10 protein-coding genes, 1 tRNA gene and 1 pseudogene are annotated in these 12,723 nt (G+C 63.3%); 7 read left to right on the top strand and 5 right to left on the bottom strand.

Annotated features, from left to right (window positions below):
* The first annotated feature begins 14 nt into the window (after positions 1-14).
* Positions 15-1,220: a chromate efflux transporter gene (gene chrA / locus AOZ07_RS04945; RefSeq protein ID WP_084793138.1), complete on the top strand. Its 1,206-nt coding sequence runs from the start codon at positions 15-17 to the stop codon at positions 1,218-1,220.
* On the opposite strand, the gene AOZ07_RS04950 is transcribed toward chrA, so the two are convergent.
* From AOZ07_RS04950 to AOZ07_RS04960, 3 genes are read right to left on the bottom strand one after another with little or no spacing between them, the layout of a single operon-like run.
* Complete coding sequence (locus AOZ07_RS04950) at positions 1,217-1,777, bottom strand: RDD family protein (protein ID WP_075972421.1); 561 nt, start codon at positions 1,775-1,777, stop codon at positions 1,217-1,219. The two genes, chrA and AOZ07_RS04950, sit on opposite strands and share 4 nt — an antisense overlap.
* A gap of 10 nt (positions 1,778-1,787) precedes the next feature.
* Positions 1,788-3,437 (bottom strand): DUF5671 domain-containing protein, encoded by a 1,650-nt coding sequence (locus AOZ07_RS18715; protein ID WP_060700987.1) that lies wholly within the window; start codon positions 3,435-3,437, stop codon positions 1,788-1,790.
* Positions 3,437-3,901, bottom strand: a complete 465-nt coding sequence (locus AOZ07_RS04960) for a hypothetical protein (protein ID WP_194943803.1) — start codon at positions 3,899-3,901, stop codon at positions 3,437-3,439. Before AOZ07_RS04960 ends, AOZ07_RS18715 begins: the two co-directional genes overlap by 1 nt.
* An 85-nt stretch (positions 3,902-3,986) precedes the next feature.
* On the opposite strand from AOZ07_RS04960, the gene dusB reads away from it, so the two are divergent.
* From dusB to AOZ07_RS05000, 6 genes are all read left to right on the top strand, one after another.
* Positions 3,987-5,189, top strand: a complete 1,203-nt coding sequence (gene dusB, locus AOZ07_RS04965; protein WP_060700989.1) for a tRNA dihydrouridine synthase DusB — start codon at positions 3,987-3,989, stop codon at positions 5,187-5,189.
* A gap of 54 nt (positions 5,190-5,243) precedes the next feature.
* Complete coding sequence (locus AOZ07_RS04970; RefSeq protein ID WP_060700990.1) at positions 5,244-6,527, top strand: deoxyguanosinetriphosphate triphosphohydrolase; 1,284 nt, start codon at positions 5,244-5,246, stop codon at positions 6,525-6,527.
* Positions 6,528-6,536: 9 nt separating this feature from the next.
* Positions 6,537-8,414, top strand: coding sequence for a DNA primase (gene dnaG, locus AOZ07_RS04975; RefSeq protein WP_060700991.1), 1,878 nt, complete (start codon positions 6,537-6,539; stop codon positions 8,412-8,414).
* A 53-nt stretch (positions 8,415-8,467) separates the two neighbouring features.
* Positions 8,468-8,540 (top strand) — tRNA-Asn (locus AOZ07_RS04980).
* Positions 8,541-8,895: 355 nt separating this feature from the next.
* Entirely contained in the window at positions 8,896-9,261 is a 366-nt protein-coding gene (locus AOZ07_RS04990) for a hypothetical protein (protein ID WP_060700993.1), read from the top strand.
* Positions 9,262-10,257: 996 nt separating this feature from the next.
* Positions 10,258-10,737 (top strand): hypothetical protein, encoded by a 480-nt coding sequence (locus AOZ07_RS05000; protein ID WP_194943804.1) that lies wholly within the window; start codon positions 10,258-10,260, stop codon positions 10,735-10,737.
* Here AOZ07_RS05000 and AOZ07_RS19040 read toward each other — a convergent pair.
* Together AOZ07_RS19040 and AOZ07_RS05010 are read right to left on the bottom strand one after the other, a co-directional pair.
* Positions 10,734-11,489, bottom strand: a pseudogene (locus tag AOZ07_RS19040) (integrase core domain-containing protein); the annotation flags it as partial. The gene AOZ07_RS05000 and the pseudogene AOZ07_RS19040 overlap by 4 nt on opposite strands.
* Positions 11,490-11,734: 245 nt before the next feature.
* Entirely contained in the window at positions 11,735-12,562 is an 828-nt protein-coding gene (locus AOZ07_RS05010) for a hypothetical protein (RefSeq protein WP_060700997.1), read from the bottom strand.
* Positions 12,563-12,723 lie beyond the last annotated feature (161 nt).

Below are 12,723 nucleotides of genomic sequence, written 5' to 3' on the forward strand. Positions count from 1 at the left end.
CTATGCTGGAATCCATGGAACCACAGCACCTCACCCAGGGATCGGCGAGCGAAGTCTTCCGGGTCTTCCTCAAGCTCGGGGTGACCTCCTTCGGCGGGCCGATCGCCCATCTGGGGTACTTCCGCGCAGAACTTGTCGACCGCCGCCGCTGGCTCGATGACCAGCAGTATGCGCAATTGGTGGCGCTGAGCCAGTTCCTTCCCGGACCCGCCTCCAGCCAGGTCGGCTTCGGTCTGGGCCTGCATCGTGCCGGGCTGCGCGGGGCGCTGGCCGCATTCCTGGCCTTCACCCTTCCCTCCGCGGTGCTGCTGGCGGTCTTCGCCTACGGGGCGTCGCTGTTCACCGGGCAGCTGGGCACCGGCCTGCTCACCGGGCTGAAGATCGTGGCGGTGGCCATTATCGCCCAGGCGGTGATGGGCATGGCCAAGTCCCTGGCACCGGATCGGACCAGGGCTTCGATCGCGGTGGTCGCGGCCGGTTCGGCGTTGCTGCTGGCCGGTTCCCTCGGGCAGATCGCGGCGATTGCCTTCGGCGCGGTGGCGGGGTACTGCTTCTGCCGCGAGAAGGATGGGGCCGCCGGGGCAGGGCTCAGCCTGCCGGTCAGCCGGGCGCTGGGCATCACGTGCCTGTGCGCCTTTGCCCTGCTGCTGGTGGGCCTGCCGATGCTGGCCCTGGCTACCGGCTCCGATCTGCTCGCCTTCCTCGACGCCTTCTACCGCTCGGGCGCGCTGGTCTTCGGCGGCGGGCATGTGGTGCTGCCGCTGCTGCAAAGCGCGCTGGTGGAACCCGGATGGGTCAGCGAACAGCAGTTCCTCACCGGCTATGGGGCGGCCCAGGCGGTGCCCGGACCGCTGTTCACCTTCGCCGCCTTCCTGGGGGTGCTGGCCGAGTCCGGCCCGGGCGGGCTGCTGGGATCGGCCCTGGCGCTGCTGGCGGTCTTCCTGCCTGGCTTCCTGCTGCTGCTGGGGGTGCTGCCCTTCTGGAACCGGATCAGCAGCTGGCCCAGGGCACGCGCGGCGATGCGCGGGGCGAATGCCGCGGTGGTGGGCGTGCTCGCCGCTGCACTCTATGATCCGGTCTTCACCTCGGCCATCACCTCGGCGGCTTCCTTCATGCTGGCGCTGCTGTGCCTGGTGCTGCTGACGGCCTGGAAAACGGCCCCTTGGATAGTAGTCGTGATGGCCGCCGCCGGCGGGGTGCTGCTGGGCCTGCTGCCCTAGCCTGCTTCAACCTGAACCACCCGGGTTCCGGCGGCCAGATCGTGCGGACCTCGGCCATGGCGCTGCAGTCCGGCCATCAAGATATAGGCCACCGGCAGGAGATTGGCGGCCACGGTGACCGCCAGCAGCCAGCCGGGCCACTGCTGCGCGCCGTCAGCGGCCAGTGCCGCACTGTGCCATATCGAGAAATGGGCCAATTCCCAGGGCAGCAGCTTGATGATGGTGCGCACCAGAACCTGTCCACGGGCCGGCCGGCCGCCGGTGCCCGCATCGATGACCTTCAGCCTGCGCAGTCGCTTGCCCACCGTAGCTTGGTGCGGTGATGCTTCGGTGGAGAACAGGTAGATGCCCACCGGCAGGACCAATACGGCAAAACCCAGCAGCTGTGCGCCGATTGCGCCGAGCTCAAGCCAGTTGTAGAAGCTGCCGGTGGCCCGGGCCAGGATCAGGCTCGCACCGCCAAGCAGCGCCATCCATCCGAGGATCAGCGCGTAGTCCACCAGCAGTGCGGCGATGCGCGTTCTGAAGGGCGGGCGATCAGGTTGCCTTGTAGACATGGCAGCAGGCCTAGGCCAGCTCGGTGAATTGGACGGCTCCGTCCGATCCGGCGATGGCCAAGAAGGAGCTCGGCTCGGTGGCCAGGCGTTCAACGATCCGTGCGAACACGGCCGCGTCGGCCTCGTCATCCAGTGCCGGGCCGGCGGCGCGGATCCATTGCACCTTCAGGTCCCCGAGGGCCCTGAGCTGCGTGAAGAGGCGTTCAGATCCGGCCGGGGCGAGCAGCACCAGTGTCCGCAGCTGTGGCGTCGCGTGCGATCGGGCCGGATCCTGCGCGGCGGACTCGGCCCGCTGCGACCTGCCCGAACGCCACAGCGCATAGTGGTAGGCGGCGACCGCGGCGGTGGACACCAGCCAGCCCAGCGGTCCGCGCACGGCATCGAGCATTGTCCCGTAGCCGGTGCCCGGTTCCAGGAAGTAGGCGAAGATCCGGTAACCCAGCACCAGCAGCGCAATCAGCGCCACCACCGAGCTGGCCCCGAAGAACAGCACCAGGTAGGCGCCGCGCGAGGCAGGCCAGGCCGGTTGCAGCGGGCGGAAGAACGCGAACCAGCTGACGGCGCCGACCAGCAGCAGGCCCAGGCCCTCGCCGAGCACCTCGGCCGATGCATTGCTGCCCGGAAGGGCGGAGATGGATGCCAGCAACGCGTTGATCACCATGCCCAGTCCGGTGGCCAGCAGCGCCAGGCTGATGCCGCTGACCGCCAACCGGGCCGCGCTGGCCGTGGCGGCCACATGCATCCCGGAGCGCAGCTGAAGCTGGTGGTAGAGCCAGATGAGCCCGGCTGCCAGCATGATCGCGCCCTGCAACGGGACCTCGGCCCGGAATTCTTCGGCTTGGGCCGCCGGATCCCAGGGCAGCGGCAGGGCCCAGGACACCAGCGCCGCGGTGGCCAGCAAACAGGCGGCCGCGGGGGCCGCGATGGCCAGCACCACAAAGGCCAGGGAACTGAAGCCATCGGCCTGCTCCTGCACGCGGCGCAACTTCCAGTGCCAGAACCACAGGGCCGCGGAACCGGCCAGCCAGATGACCGCGGCAAGCAGCCGATCCAGATCGGAAGGGCCGGCCAGCGTGGTGTCCGGGCGGATCAGGATCAGCACCGCGACGCGCAGCGCCCAGACCAGCGACAGGGCGAACAGCAGCATGCTGAAGGCATTGCCCAGCGTGCCGGCCAGCTGCCCCAGCTGCTGCGGCGCGGTTTTCGGGGCGGCCAGCTGCCGGTGCTGCCAGGCGCAGAGGGCACCCCAGCCCAGCGCGGTGCCCAGCGAGGATTGCCAGGCGCCCTCCGGCGCCCGGTTGACCAGCCCGGCCAGCAGGCCCAGGACCGAGCAGCTGGCAGCGATGAGTGAAACCAGGTAGACCCCGGAGGCTTGCAGGGACCAGATCGCGGAGTCGGCGGCTGAAGGCCGGGCCAATGTCCTGCGGATCGCCCGCCACAGCAGCCAGGCCAGCGGCCCGGCGACCAGGGTGTAGGAGTAGGCCACCGCCAGCTGCTGGGCGGAAACCCGTTCGCCGTCAAACCCGTTGAACAGCGCCTCCAGCAGCGTGGACAGGCCCGCCGGGAATAGCATCAGCAGCACAAACAGCAGGCCGTGCATGATCAGCGGGCGCAGCACGCTGGTGGCCGGTGCCTTGCTGGCCGAAGTCGCGGAGCCCATCAGTATCCCAGCTCCTTTTCGGTGCACAGCCCGACCTGCCAGGGCATGCGCTCGATCAGCCACCGGTCCTGGGCCATGCGCAGCTCGAACACATCCTCGTAGCTGGAGCCATCGAGCAGCGGAAGAATCGTGGAATCGCCGCCTTCGATCCTGGCATGGACGCTGGCCCGGGAGCCGCTGGCCGTGGAGCGGACCAGCTGGATGTCCAGCTGCCCGCTGCCCAGGGACTCGGGATTGCACAGCTGGCGGGATTCGCCGTCCACGGTGTAATCCCGCACGGCGGCCAGGTCCCCGGCCTCATAGGCCAGCAGGTAGCGCTGCACCACGCCTTCGGGGGTTGATTCTTCGTGCAAGGGCGCCGAAGGCCGCAGGGCAACCACCAGCAACGCGGCTATAACCAAGGCCACACAGGTGGCGGCTACCGCGACAAGCGCCACCCTGGCGACCGAAAAATTACTTGTCATTGCCCTATTTTCCGCCTGCAGCAGGGCAGAAGCCAGATGCTGCAGGGCACGATTTGATCAAGATCTCAGTTACCGATTTGCCTGCATGCGCGATAATGGACAGGTGACGACCCTGACTGATGCGCCGAATAACACCCCCACCTTGAAGCTGCCGCCCTTGCAGCTGGGCAAGCTCACCATCGATACCCCGGTGGTTCTTGCACCCATGGCCGGGGTGACCAACCGCGCCTTCCGCCGGCTGTGCCGCGAATACGGCGGCGGGCTGTTCGTCACCGAAATGGTCACCGCCCGCGCCCTGGTGGAACGCAACCCGGAATCCCTGCGCATCATCTCGCACGACCCCGACGAAGAGATCCGCTCGATCCAGATCTACGGCGTGGACCCGGGCACCGTGCGCGCCGCGGTGCGCATGGTGGTTGACGAGAACCTGGCCGATCACGTGGACTTGAACTTCGGCTGCCCGGTCCCCAAGGTGACCCGCAAGGGCGGAGGCTCGGCCCTGCCCTGGAAGACCGACCTGTTCACCTCGATCATCGAGGCAGCGACCTCCGAGGCGGCCAAGGGCGATATCCCGCTGACCGTGAAGGTCCGCACCGGAATCGACAAGGACCACCTGACCTACCTGGAGTCCGCCAAGATCGCCCGCGATCACGGGGCCGCGGCAGTGACCCTGCACGCCCGCACCGCGGGCCAGTACTACGCCGGCCACTCGGATTGGGAGGCCATCACCACCCTGCGTGAGGCCATGGACGACCTGCCGGTGCTGGGCAACGGCGATATTTTCAGTGCCGAAGATGCGATCAGCATGGTCGAGCAGACCGGAGCCGCCGGGGTCATGGTCGGCCGCGGCTGCCAGGGCCGCCCGTGGATTTTCGGCGACCTGCAGGCGGCCTTCGAAGGCCGCGCGGACCGCTTCCGCCCCGGCGTGCGCAAGGTGGCCGACACCGTGTACCGCCACGGCGAGCTGCTCAGCGAGTTCTTCGAGGACGAGGGCAAGGGGATGCGCGATATCCGCAAGCACATCGCCTGGTACTTCAAGGGCTACCCGGTCGGCGGGGAAATCCGCTCGCAGCTGGCCCAGGTGCCATCCTTGGCGGTGCTGCGCGAACTGCTTGACCAGCTGGACCTGGATTTGCCGTACCCCGGCGAGGCTGCCGAAGGCACCCGCGGGCGAGCCGGCCATCCGAAGAAAACCCATGTGCCCGACGGATGGCTGGACAACCGCGAAATGAGCGAGGCCCACCGCGAAATGATCAAGGCCGCTGAGCTGGATATTTCCGGAGGCTAAGCGCTCGAAGTGGATAACCGCCGAGCACCCTAAAATGTCACTAGACTAGGTATCATGACTCAGATCCCCGGATATGCCGAAGCCGATACGCAACGGTGGGTGCCCGAGCCAGCCAAGAAGTCCTACCGCACCGCCTTTGAGCGCGACCGCGCCCGGGTGCTGCACTCCTCGGCGCTGCGCCGGCTGAGCGCCAAAACCCAGGTGGTGGCTCCCAACCAGAACGACTTTGTGCGCAACCGGCTCACCCACTCGCTGGAAGTGGCCCAGGTGGGCCGCGAGCTCGGGGCGGCCCTGGGCTGCGATCCGGATGTCGTGGATACCGCCTGCCTGGCCCACGATCTGGGCCACCCGCCCTTTGGCCACAACGGGGAAAAGGCGCTGGACAAAATCGCTGCGGATATCGGCGGATTCGAGGGCAACGCCCAGACCCTGCGCCTGCTCACCCGGCTGGAAACCAAGACCTTCAGGCACAACGGGCATTCGGCCGGGCTGAATCTCTCGCGCGCCTCGCTGGATGCGGCCTGCAAATACCCATGGCTCAAGGCCGATGCGCCCGAGGTCAACGGCAAGAAGACCAAGAAGTTCGGCGTGTACCAGGACGATGCCCCGATCTTCAACTGGCTGCGCAATGTCCCGGAGGCGAGAGCCGGAGTGGTCTGCATGGAAGGCCAGGTCATGGACCTGGCCGATGACATCTCCTACTCCGTGCACGACGTGGAAGACGCAATTGTCGGCGGCCAGCTGCAGCTGCGCTGGCTGAAGCAGGATCTGCAGCGCGAACGGGCCCTGCAGGTCACGAAGGACTGGTACCTGCCGGCCACCGGCGAGGCTGATATCGAGGCGGCCTTGCGCCGGCTGGAAGCCAGCGACGAATGGGTGTCGCACTTTGACGGGTCGCGCCGTTCGATGGCCGGGCTGAAGGACATGACCAGCCAGTTCATCGGCCGCTTTGCGGCTGCGGCCATGGATGCCACCCGCGCCCGCTATGGCACCGGCAAGCTGACCCGCTACAACGCGAGCCTGATCGTGCCCGAGCAGACCGAGCATGAAATCGCGGTGATGAAGGGCATTGCCGCCAGCTATGTGATGACCTCCGAGGTGCGCCAGCCGCTGTATCTGGACCAGCGCACGCTGCTGGCCGAGCTGGTTGAGCTGCTGGTGGAGACCGGCCGGGACAACCTGGAGCCGATCTTCGCCGCGGACTGGGAGGACGCCGCCGATGAGGCAGCCCAGCTGCGCGTGGTGATCGACCAGGTCGCCTCGCTCACCGACGTCTCGGCGACCGAGTGGCATTCATATCTGGTCAAGGGCGAAGCCCCTGAAGCACAACTGTTCTAGAAGGGAATCATGGCAGGGCTGATCAAGCGCGAAGATATCGACGAGGTGCGCAACCGCACCGACCTGCGCGAGGTCGTCGAATCCTATGTCACGCTCAAATCCGCGGGCATCGGCTCGTACAAGGGCCTGTGCCCTTTCCATGACGAGCGCAGCCCTTCCTTCCACATCCGCCCGCAGCTGGGCACCTTCCACTGCTTCGGCTGCGGCGAATCCGGCGACGTGATCGCCTTCATCCAGAAGATGGACCACTCCTCGTTCACCGAGACCGTGGAACTGCTCGCGGCCCGGATCAACTACGAGCTGCATTATGAGGACGGGGGACCGGGCCCGCGCCGCGAAGACTATGGCAAGCGCCAGCGCCTGGTCGATGCCCACAAGGTGGCCGAGGAGTTCTTCCGCGCCCAGCTGGCCACCGACGAAGGGGCCGCCGGACGCGAGTTCCTGGCCGGCCGCGGCTTCGACCCGGAAGTGACCGCCCAGTTCTCCGTCGGCTACGCGCCCAAGGGATGGGACGCACTGCTCAAGCACCTGCGCTCCAAGGGCTTTGCCGATGACGAGCTGAAGCTGACCGGCATGTTTTCCGAGGGCAATCGCGGGATCTACGACCGTTTCCGCGGCCGGGTCATGTGGCCGATCCGCGATCTGTCCGGGGCAACCATCGGTTTCGGCGCCCGCAAGCTCTACGACGACGACCAGGGCCCGAAGTACCTGAACACCCCGGAAACCGGGCTCTACAAGAAGTCGCAGGTGCTCTACGGTCTGGATCTGGCCAAGAAGCATATTTCCAAGAGCCGGCAGATCGTGGTGGTGGAAGGGTACACCGACGTGATGGCCTGCCACCTGGCAGGGATCACCACCGCGGTGGCCACCTGCGGCACCGCCTTTGGCACCGACCACATCAAGATCGCCCGCCGGCTGCTGCAGGATGACGGCACCGGGGGAGAAGTGATTTTCACCTTCGACGGCGATGCCGCCGGGCAGAAGGCGGCCCTGCGCGCCTTCGAGGAAGACCAGCGCTTCATCGCCCAGACCTATGTCTGCGTGGAGCCCAGCGGGGCTGATCCCTGCGACCTGCGCCTGCATCGCGGGGACGAGGCGGTGCGCGAGCTGATCGAGCTCAAGCGCCCGCTGTTCGAATTCGCGATCCGGGCCGAGCTGAAGAAGTTCAACCTCAACACGGTGGAGGGCCGCGTGCAGGCGCTGCGCCAAACCGCTCCGATCGTCGCCCAGATCAAGGACTCGGCCATCCGCCCGGCCTATGCCCGTGAATTGGCGGGCTGGCTCGGCATGAACAACGAGGACGTCAACCGGTCGGTGGGGGCGTCGATCAAGCGCGCCCGGCTGCCGAAGAATGCCGAGCAGCAACTGCCGGCCCCGGCGCAGGGCGCTGAACAACCCGTGGCCGCACCAGCTTTTGAACGTCCGGATCATCGCGATCCGGTGATGCGCCTGGAGCGCCAGGCACTGGAAGTGGTGATCCAGCAGCCGCAGCGCTTGCAGGATGAGCAGTGGCAGGCATTTTATGAGGCCCGTTTCATGGCCCCGGCGCACGCCGCGGTGCATGACGGAATTGTTGCCGCTTCGAGCGCTGGCGCTTCTGCCACCTCGTGGGTCGAGGTGATCCGCGATGAGGTGCCAGAGCAGTTGCGCAGCTTCGTTTCGGAACTGGCGGTGACCAGCATTCCGGCCTCTGATGAGCACAGCCTGAACCGCTATTGCGCCGACATCATCAATGGCCTGATTGAGCTTCAAATCACACACCGGAAAGCAGAGCTGATCGGGCGCTTGCAGCGCGCCGAGATGGAGCCGGAAGGCGAGGAATATGCCCAGATCAATAGGGAATTGATGGAGCTGGAGATGCGCCGGAGGATCCTGCGGGGCAGCTAGGGGATCGATTTTGCATTAGCGGAAATCTTCGGTAAAGTTATATCTCGTTGCAATCCTCCATAGCTCAATTGGCAGAGCATTCGACTGTTAATCGAAGGGTTACTGGTTCAAGTCCAGTTGGAGGAGCTCATCAGTGCCCCGGTTCTCATTGCGAGGATCGGGGCCTTTTTCATTTAAGATTTTTCATTTAAGATCACCGATGTCCCGAGAGAAAACAATTTTCATTTAAGATTCAACGGGTTCACGGATGAGCCCGGATGAGCATATTTGCCCAGTGGTCGGGGGAGAAAGGGCGTGTCTGGGCAACTTCCATAAAGGCAGGCGGCCGTGGACTTCCGCACCCGGTACTTCCTGACTGGATGAATGATTTCTTGCCAGTGCATTGGGGCAACGACTGGACCAATGCGCCGAGTCTGGCGCATTTGTGGCCATCTGCAGAGGATTGGTTTTGGTTGGCCGAGCAGCACGATGATTTGAAGTAGTGATCGATGAGTTCGTTGACTCAGGCAATCCAAGTCTGGACTCAATACGCAATGCGTGGAAGCAGGCGCAGCAGCTCGTAGGTATGCGGCCGCTAATGCAGCTTGATCTCGTTCCAGGCACACCTGGGGACGTGCCTTTTCTCGGCAAAGTCCAGGGTCTGTACATTGCGGGTCAGTTCAATGAGGCGCAGCGGGAGTTGTTAGCTGCACTGGTTCCTGAGATGCTGGCGAAGGACTATTCGTGGACTGAGCTAACGGCCATTGGTTTGTTGGAGGAGGCTGAGATGGATGTGCAGAAGGAGTTGGTTTGGTTGTTGTCGGAGCCGGAGAAGCCGTTGGAAATGATCGCCTTCGAGTGGTACTAGGGAAACAGAAGAACATTGAAAATGGTGGCCTGGGCGTATGCCTGGGCCACCATTGGAGTTCAAGCCACCTTTTGGGGACGCGAACTGGACTATTCCTATTCCAAGGGTCGCTGCCACTCATCATGTCATTCAGCGGGGAGCATCTTTGATTCATACCGGATGGTGTCAAATACTTGACATGCAAATATTTCGGAGCAGGATGTTAAGTAGCCCAGTAGGTAAATCCATGAGATTAAGTGCTAGTCAGCATTGCACCTGCAGGGCTGCCCCGCAGTGCTCTTGCGCAAAATTTGTGGCAAGGCAAGCACCTGCGACTTCTACCGTACGTAGGGGAGCGATGAGAAATATTCCAGTAAGAATAAGTCGTTCAGTGCTATCGACTTGCGCCGTGTTGAGCCTGTTGCTAGTTGGCGCCATGCCCTCCAATGCATTGGAAGCACCCAGCAAATCGGCCATACTTTCGGATCAAGAGATTGCTCAGGAGTTTCCTTCTGGACTTTCCGAAGGCACGGAAGCTTATGAAGAATTCGTGAACTCCCCGGGCTTCCATTTTGCACCTGCGCCTAGAGACGCAGGCTCTCCGAAAGAAGCCCTATTCAAGTCCACGATGCCGGAGATTTCTCCCATGTGGACGTCGGGAAGCTGCCATTATGGTGGCCGTGCCGATTACCCGCATGTGACTAATGGGGAGGCATCTGTTCATGGTTATTGGGTTGTTGACTCCGGGTCTTGCCCATCGACTGCCAAAGTGACTGCGACGCTTCAGGCTTGGGCTTGTTCTAGTGTTTATGGGTGTGGGTGGCTCAACCAGAAATCCGCATCCGGCACTTATGAACCTGGTAGCGGAACTGGTCGCTGGGCAACACCTCATGAACCTTGCGTGACCACTGGCAAAATTGGTTGGAGGGGCCGAGTCGATGTGGACCTGAGTGGTCAAGTTGATCCACTTGGGTATGACTACTCGGCGGAGGTGGATCTGAGTTGCACGCCTTCGCTATGAGTGATTATGACGAAAAGGGGTTCCATTACGCTCCTCTGCACGGCGATCACGAATCTGATGCCTTTCCTGCTCTGTCGGGGGAAATGGCCAGCAACCTGAAGGCAACCTCGATTGCAGCGCTGTGCGACCTGGATGACACCCCGACGGATAATTCGCGGCCAAGCATCAGCGTGAAGATCACGCAGTGCATTTTGATGAGCGATGGGTCGATGATCAGTTTGGATCTGGGCCGTGGATTCACTGCCATATCCCATGGGCCCGGGCCTGCTAGGTGGAGACAATCGTCGGATGCGCTGATTAGTGAAATTCTTGATCTGGTGAGGGTTGATGATCCCGAAAAGCCCGGGGAGCATCCGTGGGAAGGGATTGCTGCAGCAGCCCGAAGCCGTGGTATCGATGTTGATGCTGAAACGTTGAAGGAGATGCCTTACCAGGTCTTGCTCAGTGACAGGGTGATCCGGGCCTTTGAGATTTAGGTGTAGTTCCCCGTGAGGTTGCAAACACGATCTGACGGAATAAGACCACCGATCCCGGCGTGGGGTCGATGATGATTATAGTGATGAAGCCAGGTGCTGTAGGCTGCAGCCCTGGCTTCCTCTCTGCCATAAGACCTCGTGCACGCCCATCCCTACACCAACGTCCGATTGAACCTTTCAACTTTTCCGTTGATCTGCCGTCTGTACGGCCTGGTGCGCCGGTGCTTCACATCCAGCCCCAGCGCCTGAGCGAACGCCGTGGAACGGTAGCAGGCACCGTTATCGGTCATCACCTCGGTCACCGCAATGCCCGCTGCCGCAAAGAAACCTCGGGCTCGTTCCCAGAACCCAGCCACGGTTTCCTCCTTCTCGTCATTGAGGATCTCGGAATGGGCCAACCTCGAATAGTCATCGACCGCGTGATGCAGGTACAAGTAGCCTCATGATGCCGCGGCGCCCTGGCGTGCCGCGCGGTTCCGCGCGTTGCTGGCCTGGCGGCCTTGGACAGATCCGCGCCCATGGGCACGCCAGCCTCCGCCTTCTGGGATGCGGCCCAGTTTCTTGATGTCCACATGCACCAGCTCGCCCGGTGCCTACTTCTCGTACCGCACGCTGATCGGCTTGCACACCGGCAGCCCAGTGGTCTGGTCCAGATGCGCCAGCTTGGGCATTCGGTAGCGGGTCAGGACGCGTTCGACGGTGCTGCGGAGAATGCCGAGGTGGTAGCTCATTCGGTGTTCGCACTGGCGGCGTAGTCGTGTTGGGCGGTCCTGGGGCCGAGGCAAGGCCTGTCTTGAATGCCTTGACTTTGGATCAAGCTCGCGAGGTTGTTTCATATGCCATCCGGGCTGCGGGCATTACCTGCTCGCGCGCTGGCGCCAATCCACCGAATGCGGTTGAGCTTGGCATGCTACTGGGCAACTAGCCGATCGCGCCTAGCGGGGTGCCTGTTCATAGCGGCCCGGTTCGACAATCGAACCGGGCCGCTTGGTTCTTTTTAGGCAACAGGGTTCCAGAGCCGCCGGGACTCCAGGTACCAGAAGTAGGCGAATAGCCCGATCTGGAACCACTCGACGATGAACAGGGCTTCGTCAACGCCAGCGACAAGCAGAATCGGCCAGGCGACCAAGCCCAGCGCCATCAGTCCCAGGATGATCCGATAGCGGTTCGGGGAACCGCCGCTGGTGTCTTGATGGCACATTGGCGCGTGGCCCAGATGGCTGGCAATGGCGATGCCCATGGAGAAGATCAACAAGAACGCAGCGCTGGCATGAACCCAGGCGAAGGTTTTTCCTTCGAAGGCACGCCAGATCAATAGCAGGATGAAGACCGCGAGCAGGCCGGTGCTGATCCATCCCAAGGCCCTGGTCAACGCGCTGTGCATGAGCGCTTTGTGCGGCCAGTTGCTAGTTCTGATGCCCAGCCAGACGAATGCGGCGCTAACGATCAATACGGCAACGATGGCTACGCGGACCGAAAGGATCAACTTGCCCTGTTCGGCCGGTGCAAGCGTGGCCAGGGTTTCGCCCAGCCTGGTGGGAACCAGCGCGACAAACATGGCGTAGAACCCGGCCAGATTCAGCGCATAGTCCTCCAGGGCTTCGCCGCTGTACACCACCAGCAATGCTCCGGTAGTCACGAGCATGGCGACAAACAGGTCTCGCGCTGGGCCCAAGTAGTAGGAGCTGAGCGAGTCTTCGATCCGCTGGTTGACGATTCCGTAAATGACGATGGCCACCACCAAAAGCAGGGGAACGACGAGCAGCATGAGGCGCACGTAGCGCAGGGTATCGCGACCTTGGAAGCGTTCAGCAGGTGGGAGCATATCAGCATTCTGTAATGCGGGCACTGGTTTTGGGAAAGAGGCTTGCCCAGCCAGGAAAGATCTTCAGCGAATTCGATGGTTTAGGACTTGGCCATTATCCGCTGGCCTGGCTTGTGGAAGCCTGCGCATCCATCCGCAGCGAATATTGCAGCAAGCCAAAC

The sequence above is a fragment of the Glutamicibacter halophytocola genome (genome assembly GCF_001302565.1).
Classification (GTDB): domain Bacteria; phylum Actinomycetota; class Actinomycetes; order Actinomycetales; family Micrococcaceae; genus Glutamicibacter; species Glutamicibacter halophytocola.

Excerpts from the sequence above, each read along its gene's own strand:
- chrA (WP_084793138.1), top strand. The coding sequence starts at position 15 with ATGGAACCACAGCACCTCACCCAGGGATCGGCGAGCGAAGTCTTCCGG.
- AOZ07_RS04950 (WP_075972421.1), bottom strand. The coding sequence starts at position 1,777 with ATGTCTACAAGGCAACCTGATCGCCCGCCCTTCAGAACGCGCATCGCC.
- AOZ07_RS18715 (WP_060700987.1), bottom strand. The coding sequence starts at position 3,437 with ATGGGCTCCGCGACTTCGGCCAGCAAGGCACCGGCCACCAGCGTGCTG.
- AOZ07_RS04960 (WP_194943803.1), bottom strand. The coding sequence starts at position 3,901 with ATGACAAGTAATTTTTCGGTCGCCAGGGTGGCGCTTGTCGCGGTAGCC.
- dusB (WP_060700989.1), top strand. The coding sequence starts at position 3,987 with ATGCGCGATAATGGACAGGTGACGACCCTGACTGATGCGCCGAATAAC.
- AOZ07_RS04970 (WP_060700990.1), top strand. The coding sequence starts at position 5,244 with ATGACTCAGATCCCCGGATATGCCGAAGCCGATACGCAACGGTGGGTG.
- dnaG (WP_060700991.1), top strand. The coding sequence starts at position 6,537 with ATGGCAGGGCTGATCAAGCGCGAAGATATCGACGAGGTGCGCAACCGC.
- AOZ07_RS05000 (WP_194943804.1), top strand. The coding sequence starts at position 10,258 with ATGAGTGATTATGACGAAAAGGGGTTCCATTACGCTCCTCTGCACGGC.
- AOZ07_RS05010 (WP_060700997.1), bottom strand. The coding sequence starts at position 12,562 with ATGCTCCCACCTGCTGAACGCTTCCAAGGTCGCGATACCCTGCGCTAC.